This is a genomic window from Arenibacter sp. P308M17 (assembly GCF_003426735.1).
In the GTDB taxonomy this organism is placed as follows: Bacteria; Bacteroidota; Bacteroidia; order Flavobacteriales; family Flavobacteriaceae; genus Arenibacter.
Genome location: NZ_QVON01000002.1, coordinates 291,689 through 315,411, shown reverse-complemented (window position 1 = coordinate 315,411; position 23,723 = coordinate 291,689). Strand labels below are relative to the sequence as shown.

Sequence of the window (23,723 nt, the reverse complement as noted above, 5' to 3'; positions counted from 1 at the left end):
TTTTATTCTTTTCAGCTTATGACCCCATCAACGGCCAATCTTTATATTGACCTTCAGCCTGTTCAATAACTTCCTTTAAAAGATTATCCAATTCGGAGAAAGGTATCTTGCCTCGCAATTCTTTTTTTACCGCCAGGCGTATTGCTGCCCTGGCATCTTCTTTCTTGGTCCAATCCAATTGTAGGTTTTTCTTTACTGAAGCTACAACGGAATGTACCAGGTCTTGAATAGGGCCCTTTACGTTCAATAATTTTTCGTTGGCGGACAGCAGGTCATAAAAAGCCAGTTCGTCCTCTGTAAGGCCTAATTGTTTTGTCCTTATATCGTCTTGCTGAAATTCTTGGGCTATATCCAATAGGTGCTTTATGGCGGCTATTGAATCCATACTGTTCTTGTGGTATTTGCCTAGTACCTTTTCCAGTTCATCCCTAAGGTTTGTCATTCTACGTATGTTTTTTGACATGCGTACCTTCAGTTCATCATTAATGATACGCCTTAACAGTTCAATTTTTATGTTCTCCCCTCCTTTTTCCTTAACAATTGCTTGAAAGCGATCGTCTATTATGGAAATATCAATTTTATCCAAATTGTACATTTTGGCCAGGTCCACTATATCTTGTGAGGCTAGGCTCTTACTTATTAAATCCTTGATCCGGTCGTTCTTTTCACGATGGGTACCCGGTGGTGATTTTATTTTTCGGATCAACACCCTAAACTTTTGGATTATGGCTACTTCCTCTTGGATCTCCCATATTTTGGGGTCGGAATTGGTCATAGCCATTAGTTCAGACAGTTTACGTTCTTCTTTTAGAAAAGCATCGGTGATTGCGTCAGAATGTAATAAGCTATTTAATGTTTTATTGGTCCATTGCATCAATTCGGTTTCAGGCATCGCTTCAATTTGTGCCTGGTCAAAATCTCCTACAAGTCCTTTTGTAACAACAAATTGCTCTAGGCATGACCCTACAGCTGCTTCCATATCTAATGTAGGTTTACCTGCACCCCCACTTCTTGTATATTTTTTAGTGGCTTCGGCCAAATAGCCCGAAATACCAATAAAATCTACAACCAAGCCATTTGGTTTATCTTCAAATACTCTATTTACCCTTGCAATGGCCTGCATAAGGTTATGACCTTTCATTATTTTATCTACGTACATGGTATGCGCACAAGGAGCATCAAAGCCTGTAAGCCACATATCACGAACGATTACAATTTTCAAGGGGTCTTCTGGGGTTCGAAAGCGCTTTTTAATGCCCTCCATATTGTCTTTGGTACGCACATGGGGATTCCATGATTCAGGGTCTTTGCCGATGTTACTGGTCATAATCACCGCTATTTCTGGGCAATTATCCTGGGTAATAAGGGCATCATACATTTTTACGCAATTGCGGCGACTCATACAGACTATCATAGCTTTACCATCCAAAGTTGCTATCCTGGCATTAAAGTGCGTTAGAATATCTATGGCTACACGCTGTACCCTATCCTCGGCACCAGCGGCATCCTCAACGGCTGCCCATACCGAATTGGTGGTTTCTTCATCACCCTCAGCAACTTCTTCTAATTCCTGGGTAAATTTTGCTTTAATATTTAACGGTACCATTTTGGGTTCATAATATATGGGTACCGTAGCTCCATCTTCTACGGCCTGTTTGATATCGTAAGTATGTATCGTTTTTCCAAAAACTTGTTCGGTATCCGCATCCTTACCATCAACCGGAGTTCCTGTAAAACCTATAAACGAGGCATTGGGGACTGCCTTGCGAATGTTTTGTGCGAAACCGCCATCCTTAAAACCGTATTGGGTACGGTGAGCTTCATCGGCCATGACGATCAGGTTATAACGCTCCGAAAGTACAGGGTGTTTTTTTTCTTTACCGTTTTCTACCTCTTTTAAGCGGAACTTCTCTATGGTGGTAAAAATAACACCCCCACCATCTGTACTTAGTAAACTTCTTAATTCATCCGTAGTATTGGCATGTTGAACATCACCAACCAAATCCTTGCATAGTACAAAATTCTCATAAAGCTGCTGGTCCAGATCCCTACGATCTACCTGTATGACGATCGTAGGATTCTTTAATTCCGGTAGTTGGCGTAATATACCCGTAAGAATGGCCATAGAAATACTTTTGCCCGATCCTTGGGTGTGCCAGATTACACCTAGCCTACCATCACCCTGTGGCTTAATGTTTTCTATAGTGGAAGATACAGCTTTTGTAATGCCCCAATATTGATGGTATTTGGCGCCTTTTTTGATGATCTTACCGTTATGATCTTCATGAAAAATAAAGTTCTTTAGGTAATTAAGTAATGTTTTTTTTGGGAACAATCCTTTTATTAGTGTTTCCAACTGTAGATCATTATTTTGCATTGTTTCCTCCCCATTCAGGCTCTTCCATGGGGCAAACCACTTAATAGACGAACTGTACATGCCGTGCAAAGCCTCCAGACCGTCCGAAACTACCGTAATGGCGTTATAGTCGAATAACTGGGGGATGTCCTTTTTGTAATGCTGTATTTGCCCGTAGGCATTGTTAACCCCAACATTGTGATCAAATAGATTTTTAAACTCAAACACCACCAAAGGCAGGCCGTTTATAAAAATAAGCACATCGGTACGGCGGGTATTTTTACCAATAATCTTTACTTCATCTGCACATATAAAACTGTTGTTTTCAGCATTTTTAAAATCTATGGGGTAAATGTGTTTTGCGTTTTCTTTGCCTTGGGTATCTTTCCAAATTACCGAAATACCTTGAGTACTTTTGCGGTGAAAATCGCGGTTACGATTATCGGTATCCATACCCTCATGCTGCGTAAAGCTAGCCATGGCCTCGTTAATGGCCGTTGCAGGAACATCTGAATAGGTGCGGTGTAAAAAACTGCGAAGCTCCTCCTCCAAAACTACCTTTTTAAGGTCACGGACTAGGCTATTGCCCTGTTTATAGGTATAGCCTAATTCTTGTAGCCATGATAAGGCAGCATTTTGTACAGCAGCTTCGGTAAAGTTGGTCATAATACGTTGGCTAGTGTTTCTTCGAATTCCTTTAAGCGCACTTCTCCGCTAATTAGCTTGGGTAACATCATATTACGGATTTCGGTTAGGGTTTGGTTTTCATGATTGTTAGCCCAACACTTTTCTATTAAAGGAATAATTTTAGAACAAGCTTTTTCTTGACTATTTTTATCAGGAACTATAACTTCAAATTTTCTAAAGTCTTTTAAAACAATTCTTTGAATTACCGCGCCTGTTACAATTGACGCCATTCTTCCTTTAGTTTCGGTGAGCTTTAAATTGAGATTAATCAAATGAGGATTCAAATCGCCATTTGGGCGAAGAATTGCAATTGAAGAAAGAAGGACTAAAGGTAAATCTTGCTCCACTACAAATGCATGCTTTAACCAGCTCCCATCTTTTGCTATAACTATGTCATCCTTTAATGGTTGACATCCTTGAGCAATTAATTTGGTAAAATCATCTTCCCCAATTTGTCTACAAGTATTCAAATTGAAACCCCAATCATGCATGTCTTTGACAGATGCCATTGGATATCCGTAATTGTATGTTTTTGGGCTATAGTGGGCACCATCAGTGATTTTAGTTGTAATATTTGAATATGTCTTTACCTCCCACCCCTTAGGTATCATTCCTAATTTAGAGTCCACAAACTCTCCATCCTTAAAAGGTCCGAAATCTACAAACCAATGCTTATAGAGTGCCATTGCCATGTATTCCAAGGTTTTGTTCATGGCTAGGTTGTTCTCTATTTTATCGTCTAAAGCAGAGAGGATGGAGGCGATGGCTTTTTGTTCTTGGATTGGTGGGATTTCAACCTCCAAAGAGTGAACATCATTTCGATTAAGTGTAGGAACACTTGTTCCAGAATTGAATTCCAGAAAATTTAATGTCTGTAAAAAATAATAAATAAAAAGTGGATTATTACCGTTAAAACTTTTCACCCATAGTGAGGTGTTCAAAGGCCAGAAATCCTTTTTCTCATAGAAAAATTTACCTAATGTTCCCGATCTTCCCGTAATGACACCAGGCCCCTTAACCTTATACTCGTTATGCATTTCTGTATAACCAGATGCAGCAATTATTGGATAGTTTCCATTAATTCTTTTCCTAGAAGGTAGGTCAAACCCTCTTTGTAGTGTTGCTACTTCTCCAAGCTTTAATGTTTTCCAGTTATTGTTCATATTTATATCCCCATAATATCTTTAATATCCTCCACTTCCAATATTCCCCCGTGCAAGTTCTCTTTATCAAACAATAATCTATTTAGTTTCGATAATTCTTCACTATCTAAAAGCATTTTATCTATCTGTGCATTAATGTCTTCAATGTTATTTAATTTGCTTATTTTTTTCGATAAAGCTGGGTACAAATCATCGATGATTAGCCATCTAAATAATTTATTTGGATTAAAATATTTACGTTCCGCAATCAGAGTGTTCCTGTACATGGTATAATTATTTGCAAGTCGTTTTACTGCTCTTGGATTTGGGTTTATTAAATTAAAATGGCCAGAAAACAAATGACGAATGTCTGCTTTATTTTCATCTAAAGCTTCAATGGCAATATCTGAAAAATCTTCCTCACTTAATTGATATTCTGTTTCCAATTCGGCAAACATTTTAGGGTTAGAATCATATATTGTTGAATAGCTATTTATCACCTTTTGCTTTAATTCATCACGCAGCTCCTCGGAGAGTTTGACTTTTGACTGGGAATCTAATGACAATTCACCTAAACCCAAGATATGATGCCAGTATCTTTCTTTTGCTTTTGTAGAAACATTTGGCATTCTAATAGACAATTGAAAAACTTTCTCCAAAAATGAGTCGCCGAGCTTCTCTTTCCTTCTATTTATTTTGTCCACAAATTCTTTGTAATTATTCTCGAAACAGGTCGAAAGCCAATTTTTATCTCCAGCTACCACATATAGTACTTTCTTTTCCTTAAACAAGGTTTGTATGCCCTCTAAAAGGCTAATGGTATAATTTCTATCGCAACGATCAATATCATCTATAAAAATGGCTACATTGTAACCTTCACCATTTATATCTTCGATCAATTTATTATAATGCTTCTTTATACTATTCATGGGATCAGCTGCTCGCAGCAAAAAAGATTTTGCTTCACCAGAAGATTTCATCAAAAATGGTGTGGAAAGGAATTTTGACAAAGAATATACTAGACCCAAAATAGACCCAATACTTACAATTAATTTGGCAAATACGTCAAGTGTTAGTCCAGTGGTACTATTATCTATATTTTCTGCAGAAGGTAATTCAGCTAAAACCTTTATCATCGCGCCACCATAGGAAATCAATAATATTCCAAAAATTACTGAAATCACCAATGCCATGATTTTATGCCAACCACTATACCAGATTATCCTTCTGGCACTTTCCTTTAGCCAAAGGCTTGGGCTTTCTGTCCATTCAAACTGCTCTTTAGCCTGTCTGTATACTTGATCTATAAATGACCACCACGGTGGACTAATATGTTGATTTTGCCATGCATCAAAGTTGACTACAACCCAATTGTTGTTATCCACATCCAGGTGGTTTTTAATTAGGTTCAAAAATGTAGATTTACCGGAACCCCATTCACCTTGCAAATGAATCATAAAGGAATGTTGTAAGGAAATATTAGCAAAAATTTCCTTATTAATGAGTCTAGCCAAAGACTTGGCAACGGGTTCTCTATTTAACTTATCTACGGTTTCTATGTTATCTAGGTGGAAAGGGATTCTGTCTTTACCATTTTGAATTTCAATTTGATCAACATTGTCATCTTCTAAAGTATTATCTGGAATTTTATATTTTTCCAGTTGAAGCTCACTTAGAATTATATTTGTTAATGAATTTATTTCGTCTTTTTTTAATTTTATAGGAAAGTTTAGTCTGATTTTCTTAGGTTGTAAAATCGAACTTATTCTTTTTAGACCAGGCATTAAATTGGTTAAACTATCTCGAATATCCATTCCAGCCTGTCCGGTACCAAGAAACGGAATGAAAATGTTTAATGGATTATAAATGCTGCTTAAATATGCTTCCGATTTTCTAAAATTTTCAATGGAATGTGCAAAGTTAATCTCAAATGGGACCGGTTTATTGTTTTTGTCCCAAGTTACTATAAAACACAGATGTATAATCCTTTCGTCAACTTTAATGGTTTCCCAGGCAAATTTATATTTCTCTAAATTTGCTTTTGAAAACTTCAAAGAATTCTTTTCAATGCCAAGTAGATTTACAATGTGGGCAGAAATGCCATTATTTCCTATAGTGGGTATAGTGCTTTTTGGTAGAAAAATAATGTCATAGTTTTTTATTTCCTCACCAACTTCTTGTCCATAAAAAAAAGTTCCGTTTTTGTCTATTTGCACTTCATTGTTATACGTTTCAAAACCTGCCATATTATCTATTGCGGCTTGAATATGAGGCAAGTTAATTTGTGCCTCTAGTTCTTTGGCGGTTTTCTCATTTGGCAAGGCAATTATAAATTCTGCATTTGTTACATATTTTACATTTTGGTGAATAGCTGCTATGGTTAAATTAAAACTATTGTGATTAGTAAGACCTCCTTGACCTGTACCCATTAATGGAATCCATATCTTTTTATTTGTCAAAAGTGAAATATTATTCCTTAGTCCATTACGCAAATTTTCCAATAATAATGTGCTGGAATGCGAATTGCCTACTGTAACTATTAATAGAATTGGAATTAATCCTTTTTCACTTAATACGCCATAACCCCTTTCTAGATTAACATCTTTAAGTGCAGACATTTTATAGCCGCACTGTATTAAAACAATTTTATTTAAATCTCCGGGAGTTCCATGAGAATTAGTAGAAACAATTGCTACATCATGATTAACAGGAGATTGGCTAACCAAAAGCTCATAGGTTATGTTTGAGTTCCCTATAAAATTTTTCATTTAATTTGGTAAATTATTAAGATTGGTATGGGCCTTCAAATAAAATTGTGACAATACTAATTATATAATATAAATGTGGTCTAATTAAGTCTATCGAAATTTTCTAAAATCTGTTTTTTTATATCTTCTCCCCTCTTAAACTGCTCTAATAATAGTGTCTTCAAGCCCTCTATTTTTTCTTCAAATGGAATGCCATCGTCTTCTTCCGCCTCTGTTCCCACATAAATACCTGGCGTTAATTTATAATCTTGTTTTTGCACATCTTCCAAGGTGGCAGTTTTACAAAACCCATCTACATCTTCATAGACTTTTCCCTTAGTACGCCAATTGTGGTAAGTGTCGGCTATTAGGCTTACATCCTCATCTGAAAAAACACGAAGTTTACGACTAGCCATGGTCCCCATTTTGGCAGCATCCAAAAACAGTATTTCATTGCTTCGTTCCCTGTGCTCACCATCTTTACCATCACGGTTTTTACTTAGTATAAAAAGACATGCAGGAATGCCTGTTGTTAAGAACAACTTGTCTGGCATTCTTACAATACAATCTATCATGCTATTGTCTACCATATATTGGCGTACATTTTTCTCACCTTTGCTGTTGGAGGTCATGGCTCCATTTGCCATTACAATACCTGCAGTACCTGTGTCACTTAAATGGTGCCAAAAGGTTTGCATCCACATATAATTGGCGGAACCATCCGTGGTAAATTCCTCTTTAGGTCCGAAGAGACGTGGATCGCCATCGGGCAAATCCTCTGGGTGCCAGTTGCTCACATTAAAAGGAGGATTGGCAATGATAAAGTTGGCCTTTAAATCCGGGAATTTATCATCTAAAAGTGAGTTGCCCAATTTGATATCAAATGATAAATCGCGTAACAATAGATTCATTAAACACAAACGCAAGGTTTGGGCGGTCATTTCTTGGCCATAGATTGAAATATCACTTTTGTCCCCTCCGTGTTCCTTAATGAACTTTAAACTCTGTACAAACATTCCCCCACTACCACAAGCAGGATCAAAAATCCTACCCTTATAAGGTTCCAGTAATTCTACCAGAAGTCTTACAATACTACCTGGGGTAAAGAATTGCCCGGCACCAGACCCTTCGGCCATGGCAAAACGCCCAATGTAGTATTCATAGATACGCCCCAGAATATCACTTTCTGGATTTTCTTTTTCAGAAAATTTGGGATGGGAAAGTAAGTTGATGATCCCTCCTGTCTGTTTAGGGGACAATTCACTGCGGACAAAGATTCTAGGCAACAAGTTGTTTAATTGTGGATTGTAAGCCGTTAAAAGCTCTTGAATAACGTCAAAAGCATTATCCACGATCACCTTTATATCATCTTGCTCTGCATTATCCTTTAAGTGCTGCCACGATGCCGCTTTAGGAATCTTAAAGGTATTTCGGGAGCGATACTCGTCCTGATCCTCCAGCACATAATGTATTTCCTCTTTATCAGTAGTGTAGTAGTCGGACTTAGGGTCTTTCAGTTCCTTGGTAAGTTCCTCATGAACCATTTCGTACCGCTCACTTAGGTGTTTTAGGAAGACTAGTGGTAGAATGTAGTTCTTATAGTTATTCTCTGATACAGCCCCTCTTAATTCGTTGGCGGCGTCCCACAGTTCTTTTTCAAAATCTATGTCAGCTTTTACCGTATTTTTTGCCATGTAAAAATTGTATATGCTTGGTTTTGGATTAAAAAATTAAAGATATCTATTTAGTGCGACAAACTAAATGTTTTGTAATTATTGGTACTTAACACTGTTTATATATTTTTATTGACTGATTAAACAATTCATTTTTAGCCTATTATAAACATGCTGCAATAATCTACAATCTTTCAAAGAGCATCCAAAACCATAAAATAAAGTGTTTATCCTTATGGTTCATGTAAGGGTAATACGGAAGTTTGATTAACCTCAATGTCGATGTTGAAAGTACTTACTTCTTTTTTGGTGGTGGGGGTGGTGGTGCTTGTCTACTGGAGCCGGTATTAGGTTTTGAGGTTCCCTTAGTAAAGCCTTCATTTAATGGTTTAGATTTCGGTTTCGGTTTCTGTGCCATATTCTTCTGTTTTTGTGTTTCTAAATGGTAGTTCTATAGTAAGTTCATTCTTTAGTTTGGATACATAAAGCTTGTCCAATTCATATAGCAGATCAGACGTTTCATATTCAAAAACAGCAACTTGCCTAAGGACTATTTCATGTGTGCTATCATTTGCTGAATATGAATCTATAATACCTTGATATGTAAATCCTGCATTTTTATCACGTATGTATACTTCTTGTACCTCCTGGGCATTTAGAAAATACAGAAATAAATTTTCATCTCCATATTTGTTGGTTGCCTTTATCCATTTTGCAAATTTGTTAAGAAGCTTATAATGGTCGATTGCGGAAACCAGAAAACCTAGTACGACAGCCGATATACAAGCCCAAAGAACATCTTCATACGGTATTTCCTTTGTTGGAAGATTCTGCCAAAAAGCACTAAGATGATTACTTCCATTAAACATATCAAGTAGCAACTGTGAGGTCAAGTAGCTGACACCTCCTAAAAGAATAGCATTTGCAATAAATTGGAATGGGGTCCATTTATCATGAATAGTTAGTCTTTGATATAATTTAGCAGCCATCGCCCCCGGTATAAGCAAGATTATTAATTTAAGTGTAAATTCAGATACCTCCATTCAGTGCAATTTTAAATGCGTGTAACATATAGTAGTTACCATAACCTGGGCATTATTATTTATACCGAGCTGTTAAATCTTGTTAATATAAAGAATTTTCAATGGTTTAAAGAAGGGGGGATTACTACAACCAATAGTCTATAATCAATCTTCTAAGTTAGCAAATATTGGTTGCGGTATTTGCTTTATCGATGATTTTCAATAATATCCGATGTATTACTGCTTTTGATCATTAAAAGACAGTATGCAAGCACCAACATGTGGCCACCCTTTTTAACCCTAACCTTCACCACAGATGCACCACAGGTTAACCATATCCTAATTATACAAAAACACATAAAACCTTGAAAATAAGTACTTTGTTGCTTTTTTGTAGCCGCAGGTTCACCATAGGCGCACCCTATGTAACTACCATAGGAGCTTGGCTATTATAGTTAAAGCAAATAAAATTTTAATGCGAGCAGCAAGTAGGCTGAACTACCTAAAGTTACAGGAAGATAATCTATTTACGTTGATTAGTTGAATATTCACGTAATAACTTAATAATGAATCTTTTAGGAGAGTGCATTTATTCAACAAGTTTACTACAAGTGGACTTTACTAAACCTAAATATTTAAAATGGTACTGGTAATTTTTAGGTTAGTTGACTTAAAGTTGAACCAATGAAATATTATAACTGTCTGTCTATAAGCACTTTTAATAGGACTTCAACAATTCAACAGTTAAATCGGTCTGTCCATATAGTCTTCTTTTAGAAAGGTATAATACCTACCCTTCTGTTTTGTTTCCTGCACCATATATGTATTACCATTTGGTGTCAAAGCAAGATAGTATTTGCTGTAGGAGCCATTTTTATGATCTAGTCCAAAATGATTCTTTATCACCTTAAAATTTTTCGAGTGTCTACACCAGATATTATTACTTTTCAACGGTTTTATCTAATCATTTGAAACTGAAAAAAAATATTATATTTACTTTTCCAGAACTTCCCCCAAAAAATTTATTTACCTCATCTATTGTGCTAAATATTTTATATAGGTGTTATTCGTTTTTAATTATTTTATATGAAAAAAATATTACTCCTAGTATTCATAACGGTCTTATCTGTAATAATTGATTCCTGCTCTGAAGAGGATATTAAGGTTTATAAATTTACGAGCTCAATAAGCCCTGCGCAGGGAGGAACCGTAAATCCATCCGAAGGCTCATATATTTCAGGTGAAGAGGTGACTGTAACTGCACAAGCATCAAGCGGATACGTATTTAAGAATTGGAGTGGTAGTGCCACAGGAAACAAGAACCCAGTAACAATAACTATGAATTCTGATAAAGCAGTCATTGCGATGTTTGAATTGCTTGATACTGATGATGATGGTGTTCCAGATTACTTAGACCAATGCCCAAATACCCATCCGGGGGAGATTGTAGATGAGAATGGATGTGCTAATAGTCAGAAAGACAGTGACGGGGATGGGGTAAATGATACAACAGACCTTTGTCCCGAAACACCCAAAGGGGAATCCGTAGGAGTAAATGGATGTTCAGATAGTCAGATGGATTCTGATGGAGACGGTATAGCAGATGATATTGATCTTTGTGCTGAAACTCCAGACGGAGAAATAGTAAATGAGACAGGTTGTTCGACTTCTCAAACCGATTCGGATGAAGATACAATTCCAGATGCTCTAGATTTATGTCCAGACACACCTTCAGGAGGAACGGTTGATGAATTTGGTTGTTCTTCTAGTCAAAAGGATAGTGATTTAGATGGTATTACAGATGACTTAGATAAATGTCAAAATACTCCGGTGGGTGAATCCGTAAGTTCAACAGGATGTTCAGCTACACAGGTAGATAGCGACAGGGATACTCTTACGGATGATCTAGATCAATGCCCTAAGACGCCAAAAGGAGAAACCATAGATGCCCAAGGATGCTCTCCTAGTCAAAAAGATGATGATGGTGACGGCATTAATAATCTATTGGATCAATGTCCTGGAACTCCCAACGGTGAAGGAGTAAACTCGGTAGGCTGTTCATCAACTCAGGAAGATATAGACGGGGATGGTATTAAAGACAACCTAGACCAATGTTCGGGAACCCCTGAAGGGGAAACAGCAGATGCAAAAGGTTGTTCAGATAGCCAGAAAGATACCGATGTAGATGGCGTAAGTGACGATCTTGACCAATGCCCTGGTACTCCCTCAGGCGAAACAGTAAACTCTCAAGGTTGTTCCGAAACACAAAGAGATTCTGATGGCGATACCGTTAAGGACGAATTGGATCAATGTCCTAATACACCGTTAGGAGAATCAGTAGACACGCAGGGTTGTTCTGCTAGCCAGAAAGACACTGACAATGATGGCGTAAAGGATAACAAGGACATTTGCCCTGGAACACCTTCGGGCGTGACCGTTAATTCACAAGGATGCTCATCTTCACAAATAGATTCCGATAATGACGGAGTAAATGATGATGATGACCTCTGTTCAGATACCGTGACTGGAGAAATAGTGGATGCTGATGGTTGTTCAGACAGGCAAAAGGATAAATCACCCCCTGTTGTTACAGGTTTTACGATAACTAATGTTACCGCAACATCCTTTAGTGTAGATTGGAGTTTGGATGAAGTAAGTAAAGGCTATATCCAGTTTGGAACTTCATCGGGTGTTTATATTGGGTCTACCACTATTGAAAATAATTATTTGAATCGGCATGTTCAAACCATAGGTGGAACCAATCCTTTCCCCCTAAATCCAGGAACTACATATTATTGGAGGATTTATACAGAGGACCAATATGGAAATACAGGTATTTCGTCTCAACAAATAACGACTACTCTGGAAGAAATATCCAGAACGTCTGTACCTGACGATGCATTTGAACAAAATTTGATTGACATGGGTTATGACGATGTTTTGGATAACTTTGTAAATACTGCGAATATTGATAAGGTTACTTCGCTACAATTAGGGAATTGCGCGCAAATTTGCAATCAATATTTTATTTCTGACTATACAGGATTACAAGACTTTAGGGCTCTCGAAGAATTGTCACTTTATGGGCAGAATATAACCTTGAACCTTTCTGAAAACTCAAATCTAAAAAAATTGATTGTTGTATATTCTCATGTAGATGTTCTTGATTTGAATGATAATATTGCCTTGGAAGAATTACGATTTTTTGGAGATGAACCGGGTACAGGTTCAAATACATCAATTAACCAGATTAATGGTTTAGAAAAAACCATAAATTTAAAAATACTTGAATTTGCCCTTACCTCAGCCACCGGCATGCAGGGAATCATTGATTCGACAAAATCCATTGAGCAATTGGTTTTACGTAGACCACTAAGCGGCCTTTATGATAATGCAGGGAACTATGTGGTTAATTTAACCAATAATTCAAATCTAAAAGAAATTATTTTCGATGCTGGATATCGAGGCGGTGGTGGTATTTTACCGCACTTTGTTAACCTAAAAAATGGGGCCAATGAAAAAATACAGACCATCTTCTTTGACAACTTTGGTTATACTAGTCCATCAACTTGCATAGAGGCCGATACGCCTTTGTACATACAAGGCACTATTTCGGGAACGGAAGAAATTGACACATCTAATATTACTGTTACAACAGATTGTGGTTATTAAATCAAAATTAACTAAATAATCGATTTTGAAATCGAAATAGGTATCCTTATGCCATGAAGTATACACCCAAAAAAACATCGTTAATACGATTTTAAGTAATATGTCTATTATAATTGTATTATAACATAAATAAAGGCCTAAAATTAGATTAAAATTAAAGAAAAAATTATCTTTTTAGGTTGCAACACTAAACCTTAATTCCATGAAAAAAATAATTATTTTACTTGCAGTCGCGGCCTTGGGATGCCAAAAAGATGACCTAGATTTAAGACCGCTTGAATTTGGTTCCTTAGAATTTTCCTTGTCGACACCAAAAGCCAGCACAAATTCTACCTATAAAGTTCCGTCTTGTAAAGGGTTAGAACCTAACGAAGTACATTACAATCTCACAAGCAGTCAAGGGGTTGATTATAAGTACAAATCGTCTGTAACCATGATAGAAGGTAAGTATGTTAGTACCGCGAATACAAGTAATACCCTTCCCTACGGTAATTACACCTTAAATGATGTATCATTAGTAAACGGAAACGACACCATCTTCGCCTTACCTCATGAAGATGAATTTCTTTTGTCCCCTTTCTGGGATACCACATTGCCAATGGATATCAAGGTAAGCGGTTCTGAAACGGTAAGTGGATCCGTTTTTTGCTTCAATGAATATCCAGCACCTGACCTGGACGGTATTGTTGAAGGAGGGTTCGACCCTAGAGAGGTGCAATCTTTATATTTTGTAACACTTAGCGAATGTATTGACCGTGTGGTCATTGAATTTTACGGTAAAGAAAATTATGATATATCCCCACAAAATGGTTTGTTATACCATATTGTGATTCCATTAAATTATGTCGCCCTCGATATATGGGCATATTCGGGAAGTGAGGTTGTCTTACATACATTTTTCACAACTGGCGACCCACATAATACCTATTCTTACAATGCTGATGGAGTTATGACGAAGGAAGATGTATTAATCTTTGAAGATTGTCCCTCATCTTAAATTATGAATATTACTTATGAAGAATCAGCTTAACCAAACAACAATTATAAAAGTTGTAGCAAGTTTGGAAAATAGCGAAACATAGTATGTGGTAAGTTTGTAAGGTCTATTAAAAAATGCTTAAAAAGCTAAAATTGTATATTCGGAATAATTAATGGTACTGGTAAATTTTAGGGTAGTGACTTGAAGTTGAACCAATGAAATCTTATAATTGCCTGTCTATAAGTACTTTTAATAGGACTTCAACAATTCAACAGCTAAATCGTGCTATCCATGTAATCTTCTTTTAAAAAGGTATAATACCTACCCTTTTGTTTTGTTTCCTGTACCATATATGTATTGCCATTTGGTGTCAGAGCAAGATAAAATTTGTTGTAGGAGCCATTTTTACTTTCCAACCCAAAATTAGTCCTTAATACCTCGGAAACTTTTGTAGAGGATACTTTAATATTATTCTTACTTAATTTTTCAACAAGATCACTTAAGGAATATTTTAATACCTCGGCTTCAAATTTTATAAAGTCATCCAACAATATTTCTTCTATTTCCCTATTCACAAAGGTTCTGTTGCCTGAAACTAATCTACCTAGGGCTTCCGTGTATATTAGTTCCTTGGTGAACCACATTCGTGTATGTCTTTTAGAGATTATTTCCCGATGGTTTAAATAGTGCATGAAAAACGGTAATTCCATTTTTAAATCCTGCATTAGGTCCGGGTTTTCTCCCTCATCCTTAAGGGCGGGTACCTTTCTGATCCAATAGCGGATTTCACTTGAGTCTATCTGAATAAAATTATCTTCATTATTGGAGCATAGAATAAATTTTCCAAAAAAATAGGATTCCACTTTATCCACTCCTTTTGATTCTGTTTTGTAGGTAACCGCAGTAGAAAGGTTCTTAATTCGTTCGCTATCCTCTTTCTTATCCAATAAGACCTCGTCTACCGATACAATGAGCTTGTCTGCCCAATCAGAATTAAAACGGCTTCTAAAGTCCTCATTTTTGTTAATTGTCATATTGCCTTGAAAAATAAGCTTTAGCCAATTTAGGAAGGTGGTTTTACCGGTTTTACGTTCCTCACTTACTAGACATAAAATTGGCAATATTTGAGTAGGATACCGCCATAGAATGGTTAAATAATCCATTCCCAACTCATATTGTTCACCAAAAATATGGATTAAGAACACCTTGGTCATTGGGAAATCACCAGGTTCAAATTTATGCTCCAATTTTTCGTACTTGTTATAGAAATTCTTAATGCACCGTTGATATTCCGTATGCGAAGGGATAAGACAGAATCCATCATACTTTTCTATGGTATTCAAAAATTCCTTGCCTTCGTCGGTAATGATTTCAGATTTACGCCATTTTAGCAGCGTTTTGTAGGTGTCCCCACTGTGTAATGGCACTTCACCGTGTTTATAATACTCGGTACCTATTCTTAAATAACTTGATTTTTTCATTTTTTTGATATTAATCCTTTAATTTTTGGTCTTCTTGGGTTGTCTGTGGATTTAAAATCTAGGATTAATTTATAGCCTGTAGTTGTGGGGTCCACTTTGTAAATCCTATCCATTTCTCGTTGTACCGTGGTCCATCCAAATCTTGGACTATATAAAACCAAATTTCTAATGATATTAAGCTCATTTATGGTCCATTCAAAATGTTTATGTGCTTCCCGATCTTCAGGGTACTTACACTTAAGAAATTGGATGTGCTCAATTAGCTTATTTATCTTATACAATACATTGTCAGTGACTAACTCAGGGGTGTTTAATAAAGTTATCATTATCTACGGTATTTTAAGGATTTAACTTCCTTTAGGGCTTCCTCTAAGGCTTCGAGGTCTATCAAAATGCGTCTACCGATTTTATCTGCCTTGATGATACCACGTGAAATGTAATTTCTAACGGTAAGTTCAGTGACATTTAAACGCTTTGCCACATCTTTTACGGTAGCTTTTTTCTTTGAAGGGGTAATTTTTTGTTGGATGAGTTGGGTTAAACCATCCATGCGGTCACCAATGGACTTATCCACGATGTACGCTAATTCTTCCGCGCTTGTAATAATAATTTTGTTCATGGCTTATAAATTATAATGTTATGGCCTTCTATCTGAAAGCTTACGGCAAAGATTTATAAGAATGAAAAGAGAAAAAAAAGAGAAAGTGTTAAACCTGAATAACAGTTAAGTAATTGAAATTCAGTATTTTAAAGTTTATGATTTGTTGTTTAATTGGAGAATTGAAGAACTGGGACTGAACTGGGATAATAATTCTTTTTTAAAAATTATACTTAATTATATCTCTCTGCTATTTTTAGCATTAAACCATCGATGATTTCTACCTTATCGGATTGCAATGGGGTACCTGTTTTATAATTACGAACATATTTTTTAATAAAGTCGTCCTCTACTTCTAAATTATCAATTAATATTTTTTCCTGTAACCAAGATTTGTAAGTGGTTGATGAGCCTTTGATTTCAGTATTAAAAAACTTTCTTATATGGGCCAAAAGGTACCCTATTTCCTTTTTATACAGCATGGTAGTTTTGAGATTAATTGCCTCTGAATTTTCAAGGCACATATTAAAGCAGAAATAACTCCAATTGATATCTAAACAGCTCATTTTTTGTAGAAAATCAAATAATACCTTAAGCGCGGGATAGTTGTCACCCCAGTATAAATTGTTAAACTGCTTTACATATACATAATCTCTCTTGTCTAATTCTTTCTGCATTATTTTGTTTTCAATAGTAAGATCCTGCAGTTCTTCTTCTGCATCTTCTTTCGCTCTTTTCATGGAAAGTTTTTCCTTTAAGTACCCTTTGCACTCATTATCCAAACTGGCAATGCGTTTGTTTAAGATTTCTATGATGTCTTTAGCTTCTTGAATTTTAGCATTCAAATCCTCTGTAACTGCACTAATTGCTAATTCCCTAACAGCCTTTTCAAATCCTTCTAATTTTTCATTGTCGTCAAGATTAGATAATTCTTTTATTGCAGATATGTATGTATTTATTTTTTCAAGATTCCGCTTTTGGTTGGACTGTTTTTCCATGTACTTATATTATTGATTAAGGCTCCATACATTGGTCATAAACTCTTTCTTGTCATCTTCATTGGGTTTGTAGTATTTATTAAAAACCTCTAAACTACGATGACCTGTAAACTCCATAATAACCTTGTCAGGTATTTTTTTATTTTTCATTATTGTTATAAAGCTTCTACGTGCCGTATGGGAGGAAACCCTTTGGTTAAACTCCTCTGTAACCTCAGTTACGACGTTTCCAACTCTTGTAGTTTTTTTTACCATGTCATTAAATTTCGCAGCAATAAAGACTTCCTTGATATACTTATTGAATTTTTGGGTAGATATTTTTGGCAGTTCGTAATTGTACTTTTCCAAGATGGCCATTGAAAAGTCATTCAGTGGGATTTTAAGGTTTTTGGTTTTGTTCTTAGCATCTACTACTTGAATATGCCCATTTATTATATCCTCCTTTTTAACACTGGAATAATTACTAATACGCATTCCGGTTGCGCAGCCAAAAACAAACAAATCCCTTACCCTTTCCAATTTAAGGTTATTAGAGAAATCATGATCAAAAATCACTTTCACCTGGTCTAGGGTCAATGCTACTTCCTGCGTGGCTTGAGGGGATGGAGATTTAAACTTTTTAAAGTCTGTATTGTACGTATATTCATTTTCCAAGGCCCAATTCATAAAAGTCTTAAAAAGTCCAACATTTCGCCTAAGGGTATTTGCAGAATGCTCCATTACAGTTACACAATAATTAATAAAAGCATTGTAAAACTCTAAATCCAACTTATTGATGTTTAGTTGTTTTTTACTATACTCTTGAAACATTTTCAAAAGCTTCTTATTATACTTATATCTTGCTATTGTGCTGGGCGAATTGGCATTACCGGAAAAATCATTTCGTTTTGTTTCCAAAAAAACTTCGTATACTTCAAAAAATTTATTGGATAATGGTTTTGTTTTTTTAAAGTGGGTGTTGAAATGGTTTCTTGTAGTTTCAATGTCCAACTCTTCCCCTATGTGCTTAAATCGATTTACAAGCTCTAAAAAATAGTTGGAATACCTGTCTAATTGCATTTTTATAGAACGATGGTTTTGGGCCCTGGAGGACCTACCTGTAATATCGTTAGGTTGTCGCAATTGAAAATCCCATTCACTAGGAAGTATACTTTCACCAGTGGAGTACACAAATTTTTTGTTTTCCATTTTAAAGTAAGTGGAAAAATAAATTAACGTAAGTTTATTGTCTTTGGGATTTTTTAAATTAAAAGTATATCTCATTGTAACCAATATATTTATAGGTGACAGTTTTGGTGACAGTAAAGATATAATTAAATATGTTTTTGAGATATTATTAAGATATATTTTATCAATGAATATGGTCTAATTAGCCTATTTTATTAGGGTTAAGCTATATTTGGATATATAAGGTTCAATTTCCTCTTTCTCCGCCAGGAATGTATCAAATTCCACCAAAAGCCCATAAATATTATGTTTATGGGCTTTTTAAATTTTCGCCAATATCATTAAAATCATATATACGAGACAGTAGCATTGACACGACACTAGGGAAATGGCGGATCAAGGGCTTCTAACTAAGGGATTTTTGTTGCCAAAGGTTTATATGTTGCAGATTATAATTCTATGGTTTTTATAATATTAATCTGCTCTAGAAATAATTCGTCGTGGGACACGACAATTAACGTTCCGTTGTATTCGTTAATGGCCGCTGTCAAAATTTCTATGTTTTGAATATCCAAATTATTGGTGGGTTCGTCCAGAATGATGATATCTGGCGCTTGATTACCGATAGTCAGGCAGCAAAGCATTAATCGCATTTTTTCACCACCACTTAATACACTGCACGATTTGTCCCAATCATCTTGGCCGAACAAAAAACGGTTGAGCCGGATTTTGATTTCGTGCTCTAATAATGCTGTAGCATTGAATTGCTGGGCTTGATCGTAAACGTTTAATTTGTCATCAAGCAAAGAATAGTCTTGGTCAATATAAACCGATGTACTTTCTGCTCTGTAGACTTTTCCCGATTGTGCTTCCAAAGTTCCTAAAAATAGGTTTATTAAAGTTGTTTTCCCCGAACCGTTTACGCCTTTCAATGCAATGCGTTCGCCGCTTGTGATTTGCAAACTCAAAGGATGCTTCCAGAGCGGTTTTGTGTTATAAGTAAAATTGATGTTCGTTGCTGTAAAAAGGATTTTTCCGTGGTATAGTTCCGAATTGTTAAAGCCGAATTTCATTTTATCAATGCCTGGTAAAGTAGAACGCAGGTCTTGTAATTCTTGGGAGATACCACCTATTTTTTCAGCATGAAGGCCTTTTATTTTTGAAGTGCTATTTTCAGCTTTGTTTCGCAAGGTATTCATCATAATTCTGGAAACACCTGATTTTTCCTGTTTTCCTTTCCCTCTGCTGTCCAACTTTCGTTGACGCTCCAAAGTCTCCCTTTCTTTTTCTTTGGCTTTTCGCAGCGCTTTTTCCTTACTCTGTAAATCCTGATTTAAAGCGTTGTTTTCTATTTGCTTTTGTTGATCATAAAATTCATAATTTCCACCATACACTTTAATACCGTCTTTACTCATTTCGCAAATGGTATTCAAAAAGTTCAGTAATTTTCTGTCGTGGCTCACCACGACTCGAACATTACTTGAAAGTACATCCCGAGGCAAAACTTTCAGACCAAGAAATAGCCGTTATTGAAGATTACGTTCGGGCATTGCCCGATAAAAACTACCCAAAGGACACAGTTCGCAAAAAAACCTCTGAAGATGAATTTAAGCTTTGGAAAAAAAATCATATTTCAATAGATTCAGTTCCCATCTCTCCAAATGGGGTAAGGTATTCTGACGATTTTAAGAATTGGAAAGTGCTTAGCCTTAATACCCTCTACGGTGAAACAATGCGGGTAACCTATGGTAATGATGTTGTTGTGAACGCCATAGAAGCTGAACAGTTTGATCCAATACCCGATGGTGCCATAGTGGTAAAAGCGGTATGGGAACAAGTTGAAAATAAGCATGGTGAAATTTCTCCCGGCAAATTCATTAATGTTCAGTTTATGGTGAAAGATGCAAAAAAATATAAGGATACTGAAGGTTGGGGCTTTGCAAAATTCTCTACACAAAACCTCATACCCTATGGCAACACCCCCAACTTTGCAGTCACTTCGTGTATAAGTTGTCATCGCCTTAAAGCAAAAGAGACCGGTTATCTCTTTAATGTACCGCTAAAGATCAACACAAAGAGTTAATCTTATGAAAAAAGCCATTAAAAAATTTAGTTTAATTATTCTCTCAACGCTGTACTTAACAGCTTGTGGCAGGAATAGTAAAGTGGAAACCACTTCGGACAGGTTAATCTTTGATTCAAGGGATTTAAAAGTAATTACGACCGCTATTAATCCAAACTTAGAAACCATGTCTGTTTTATATGGGAATGAAAAAGCATATGAAGTGGCATTAAAAGGTAATGGGCGGCATATTCTTGGAGAACAATATTTGTATGTTACATGGAAATATAGGGAAAACCCGCGTTGGTTTGGAAGTAACATAACTGAAGATCTGCTCTCTGTTGAAAAAATTGACGTGAAGAAAGATGAACAGCGGGATTATCTAATTATCGATTACCATTTAGAATATGGAGCTCCAACTTCTATTGATGGAAATCAATTAGTACAACAGGATAGAATTACTTATATATTCGAATATCGACCTTTCATTTTACCTTAAAAATTCAAAATTGACAATTAAACAATCCATCGGTTATCCCGGGTTTTTGAAAAAATTGTATGTATTAGTCGGTTTAAAAAAGGAAACGCATCTTGCTACCAAATTTTCACCAAAGTTCTTGGCCAAAAAGCAGTGTGCCAACATCTAAAATACTCCCACATTGTTTGAAACTATGAACCAGTACAATCATATATTAAAATCTCTTTCTTTTAAATAAAATTGGATACTCAATAAGTTTATAAACCAATAGGGCCGCTTCATATGAAGCGGCCCTTTAAATTGTGAATCTATTTTACAATTATCTGTCGCAATTTGCCCCCCAAGTTTCGTTCTCACTGGAGTAGGCAATCAATAAGGTGCCCTCATCAATTTTAATTGCACCATCGGAGCTGATAAATACATTTTCATTTTTTTCCATTTCTATTCCGTTCAAACTGGGAATACCATCCGAAAAATCAAAATTGTAGGCATCACCTACCTTGACCAAAGTTACCCTACCATCATCAGTCGAAATTTCGGTGCCGTCATCTGGGTTTGAATAACTCACCGTTCCGTTGTAGGTGCCAACGAAAAGATTATCATCTGATGGATCATTATCTTTGCTACATGAAGTGGATATTACCAAGAATACCAAACTTATTATACTTAATGTCATTTTCATAATTCTATAATTTTTAATTATAAATCGAAATTATCCGATGATACTGGATTTGATTGACGGAATAGCTATGAAAATTGCCCTAAAAACATTTTAGGTCTATTAAACACATAATATTGGTTATGAAACTGAGCGAATACCTTCTTGCTGTACAAATTATAATTGGGGAATGAAGTTAAATTATTATTCTCCCTCATTTTTGCCAGCAGATTTGGGTTTGATAGAAATAGAAGTCAATTGGTTTTCTACAAATGTGTCTGCTGCTGCCCGTGTATAAGATCCAGAGTACAAAATAACGATTCCTAAAGCCGTTCCTTGGAAAGTAAAATAACGCTAATAATCCCCAACAAATAAAACCCTTTTGAAAGAGGTTCTCGCTCAACCATTAGGTCACTTATGGAATATGAAGTAATGTTTTATTGTATTTTGGCTTTAGACCCTGGAGATGAAAAACCGATCGATCCTTAAGGACGGTACCTTTGTAGATGGGAAATCCATCCCCATTATAGATCGTGTACCCGTTACGCTGAACGTAGCCTTTTTTTCCCTTTGGGGCCTTGTGGTCAACGGACCTTATTATTTATCGGAAAAGAGGCACATAGAGGAAAGGGTAAGGTTTTAGGGGCATTTAGATCGCTGCAAAATTAAATTCCACTTTTTTTCAAAAAATAAAGACCAATAATGCAATAAATTAAAGTTTATTCGTCTTATAAAATAAAGACACCTTTAAAAGGGCATAACCAAATTTGGAATCGGAAAACAGTAAAAAACTAAGAGATTTTTTCGGACGGGAATATGACGCTCTCAAACGGTATGTGGGTACAAAAATAAGTGATACTGCCAACCGTGACGCTGAGGATATTATCCAGGATGTTGCCTTAAAATTATTTTCAGGGGCGGATAGGTACGCCCCTATAAATAATGTGGCCGGTTTTGTCTATACCTCTATAAGGAACAGAATTATCGATGTAATGCGTACCAAGAAAAATAGCTCTTCCGTTACTATTGATAATGATCTGTTGGATCTGGTAGATGTGCTCCATCAAACGGCCAATAGCTATTCCTCCGAGGAAACAGTTTTGTTATTAAAAGAATGTATAGGTGAACTTAAGCCTGCGTACAAGGACATTATCATCGCGATCGACTTTGATGGGTTTACGTACAAGGAAATTTCGAAGGAAACCGGCATTTCCATTGGTACATTGATGTCCAGAAGGCATAGGGCACTTGGCATATTATACACTAAAATTGAACAGAAAATAAATAGATAAACTTAATATCATTAAACCATGACAAATTTTTTTACCCATAAATTCAGAAAGAAATCGCCCATCAAAATTATTGGTATGATAATTCTTGGGACCATTGCCATAGTAGGATTGGCCATATTGTTCGGTTTTGTTTTAATGTGGTTATGGAACTGGTTAATGCCGGATATATTTGGCTTGCCCCCAATTACTTACTGGCAGGCAGTTGGACTCTTCATTCTTTTAAAGATACTTCTTGGGGGATGTGGCGGTAGCGGTGGCGGAAAGAAAAGATCGTCCAAGCATTCCAATAGGACCTGTAAAAATGAATCCAGAACCGATTTTTCAAAGTGGAAGCACTACGATAAATTTTGGAAGGAAGAGGGAGATCAACATTTCAAGGACTATTTAAGTAGGCAAACCCATTCTAGGCAGGATAACAGCAAACAACCAGATTTGGAATAACACAATTTATTATTATGGTAGTACTAATATTTCAGACAGATATAAAATCGAAGGGAAAAGTGAAGTCCATTAAACCCATATTGAACCATCACTCCGATATTATTAAATGGTCCGTAGACCTTGAGGATATAGACAATATACTTAGAATTGAGGCTACGACTGAATTAAAGGAAAAAGAGGTTATCGACATCATACAGGAGAAAGGATTTTATATACAACCATTGTTGGATTAGGGCCTTTGTCCCTGATTCCATAGGTGCCCAAGGAGAT

Annotated in this window: 18 protein-coding genes and 1 pseudogene; 8 read left to right on the top strand and 11 right to left on the bottom strand. The window is 36.0% G+C overall.

What is annotated here, in order from left to right; all coding sequences use genetic code 11:
• Positions 1-16 precede the first annotated feature (16 nt).
• From D0S24_RS05250 to D0S24_RS05230, 5 genes are all read right to left on the bottom strand, one after another.
• On the bottom strand, positions 17-3,022 hold the full coding sequence (locus D0S24_RS05250) for a type I restriction endonuclease subunit R (RefSeq protein ID WP_117018813.1): 3,006 nt from the start codon (positions 3,020-3,022) through the stop codon (positions 17-19).
• Complete coding sequence (locus tag D0S24_RS05245; RefSeq protein WP_117018812.1) at positions 3,019-4,206, bottom strand: restriction endonuclease subunit S; 1,188 nt, start codon at positions 4,204-4,206, stop codon at positions 3,019-3,021. Before D0S24_RS05245 ends, D0S24_RS05250 begins: the two co-directional genes overlap by 4 nt.
• A gap of 2 nt (positions 4,207-4,208) precedes the next feature.
• Positions 4,209-6,953: a P-loop NTPase fold protein gene (locus D0S24_RS05240; protein ID WP_117018811.1), complete on the bottom strand. Its 2,745-nt coding sequence runs from the start codon at positions 6,951-6,953 to the stop codon at positions 4,209-4,211.
• An 80-nt stretch (positions 6,954-7,033) separates the two neighbouring features.
• Positions 7,034-8,626 (bottom strand): class I SAM-dependent DNA methyltransferase, encoded by a 1,593-nt coding sequence (locus tag D0S24_RS05235; RefSeq protein ID WP_117018810.1) that lies wholly within the window; start codon positions 8,624-8,626, stop codon positions 7,034-7,036.
• A gap of 368 nt (positions 8,627-8,994) precedes the next feature.
• A complete protein-coding gene (locus D0S24_RS05230; protein ID WP_117018809.1) occupies positions 8,995-9,648 on the bottom strand; it encodes a hypothetical protein in 654 nt (217 codons plus the stop codon).
• Positions 9,649-10,713: 1,065 nt separating this feature from the next.
• Between D0S24_RS05230 and D0S24_RS05225 the strand changes: the two genes are divergently transcribed.
• Both D0S24_RS05225 and D0S24_RS05220 read left to right on the top strand, forming a co-directional pair.
• The gene (locus tag D0S24_RS05225; RefSeq protein WP_117018808.1) at positions 10,714-13,299 is read left to right on the top strand and encodes a thrombospondin type 3 repeat-containing protein; all 2,586 of its coding nucleotides are present in this window, start codon (positions 10,714-10,716) and stop codon (positions 13,297-13,299) included.
• A gap of 202 nt (positions 13,300-13,501) precedes the next feature.
• Positions 13,502-14,296: a hypothetical protein gene (locus D0S24_RS05220; RefSeq protein WP_117018807.1), complete on the top strand. Its 795-nt coding sequence runs from the start codon at positions 13,502-13,504 to the stop codon at positions 14,294-14,296.
• Positions 14,297-14,553: 257 nt separating this feature from the next.
• On the opposite strand, the gene D0S24_RS05215 is transcribed toward D0S24_RS05220, so the two are convergent.
• The 5 genes and pseudogenes from D0S24_RS05215 to D0S24_RS05190 all read right to left on the bottom strand — a co-directional run.
• Positions 14,554-15,759 (bottom strand): primase-helicase family protein, encoded by a 1,206-nt coding sequence (locus tag D0S24_RS05215; RefSeq protein WP_117018806.1) that lies wholly within the window; start codon positions 15,757-15,759, stop codon positions 14,554-14,556.
• A gap of 325 nt (positions 15,760-16,084) precedes the next feature.
• Entirely contained in the window at positions 16,085-16,378 is a 294-nt protein-coding gene (locus D0S24_RS05205) for a helix-turn-helix domain-containing protein (protein ID WP_117018804.1), read from the bottom strand.
• Positions 16,379-16,590: 212 nt separating this feature from the next.
• Positions 16,591-17,355, bottom strand: a complete 765-nt coding sequence (locus D0S24_RS05200; protein WP_117018803.1) for a hypothetical protein — start codon at positions 17,353-17,355, stop codon at positions 16,591-16,593.
• Between the two features lie 9 nt (positions 17,356-17,364).
• Positions 17,365-18,618: a tyrosine-type recombinase/integrase gene (locus tag D0S24_RS05195; protein WP_117018802.1), complete on the bottom strand. Its 1,254-nt coding sequence runs from the start codon at positions 18,616-18,618 to the stop codon at positions 17,365-17,367.
• Positions 18,619-18,971: 353 nt separating this feature from the next.
• Positions 18,972-19,991 (bottom strand): annotated as a pseudogene (locus tag D0S24_RS05190) (ATP-binding cassette domain-containing protein); the annotation flags it as partial.
• An 11-nt stretch (positions 19,992-20,002) separates the two neighbouring features.
• Between D0S24_RS05190 and D0S24_RS05185 the strand changes: the two are divergent.
• Both D0S24_RS05185 and D0S24_RS05180 read left to right on the top strand, forming a co-directional pair.
• Positions 20,003-20,605, top strand: coding sequence for a cytochrome P460 family protein (locus D0S24_RS05185; RefSeq protein WP_181938034.1), 603 nt, complete (start codon positions 20,003-20,005; stop codon positions 20,603-20,605).
• 4 nt (positions 20,606-20,609) lie between these two features.
• Positions 20,610-21,083: a hypothetical protein gene (locus tag D0S24_RS05180; protein WP_117018799.1), complete on the top strand. Its 474-nt coding sequence runs from the start codon at positions 20,610-20,612 to the stop codon at positions 21,081-21,083.
• A gap of 298 nt (positions 21,084-21,381) precedes the next feature.
• On the opposite strand, the gene D0S24_RS05175 is transcribed toward D0S24_RS05180, so the two are convergent.
• A complete protein-coding gene (locus tag D0S24_RS05175) occupies positions 21,382-21,744 on the bottom strand; it encodes a hypothetical protein (protein ID WP_117018798.1) in 363 nt (120 codons plus the stop codon).
• A gap of 442 nt (positions 21,745-22,186) precedes the next feature.
• Between D0S24_RS05175 and D0S24_RS21025 the strand changes: the two genes are divergently transcribed.
• The 4 genes from D0S24_RS21025 (at position 22,187) to D0S24_RS05160 (ending at position 23,686) form a co-directional block, all read left to right on the top strand.
• On the top strand, positions 22,187-22,363 hold the full coding sequence (locus D0S24_RS21025) for a hypothetical protein (RefSeq protein WP_181938033.1): 177 nt from the start codon (positions 22,187-22,189) through the stop codon (positions 22,361-22,363).
• Positions 22,364-22,487: 124 nt separating this feature from the next.
• Positions 22,488-23,012 (top strand): RNA polymerase sigma factor, encoded by a 525-nt coding sequence (locus tag D0S24_RS05170; protein WP_117018797.1) that lies wholly within the window; start codon positions 22,488-22,490, stop codon positions 23,010-23,012.
• Between the two features lie 18 nt (positions 23,013-23,030).
• On the top strand, positions 23,031-23,453 hold the full coding sequence (locus D0S24_RS05165; RefSeq protein ID WP_117018796.1) for a hypothetical protein: 423 nt from the start codon (positions 23,031-23,033) through the stop codon (positions 23,451-23,453).
• Between the two features lie 14 nt (positions 23,454-23,467).
• Positions 23,468-23,686, top strand: coding sequence for a hypothetical protein (locus D0S24_RS05160; RefSeq protein ID WP_117018795.1), 219 nt, complete (start codon positions 23,468-23,470; stop codon positions 23,684-23,686).
• Positions 23,687-23,723 lie beyond the last annotated feature (37 nt).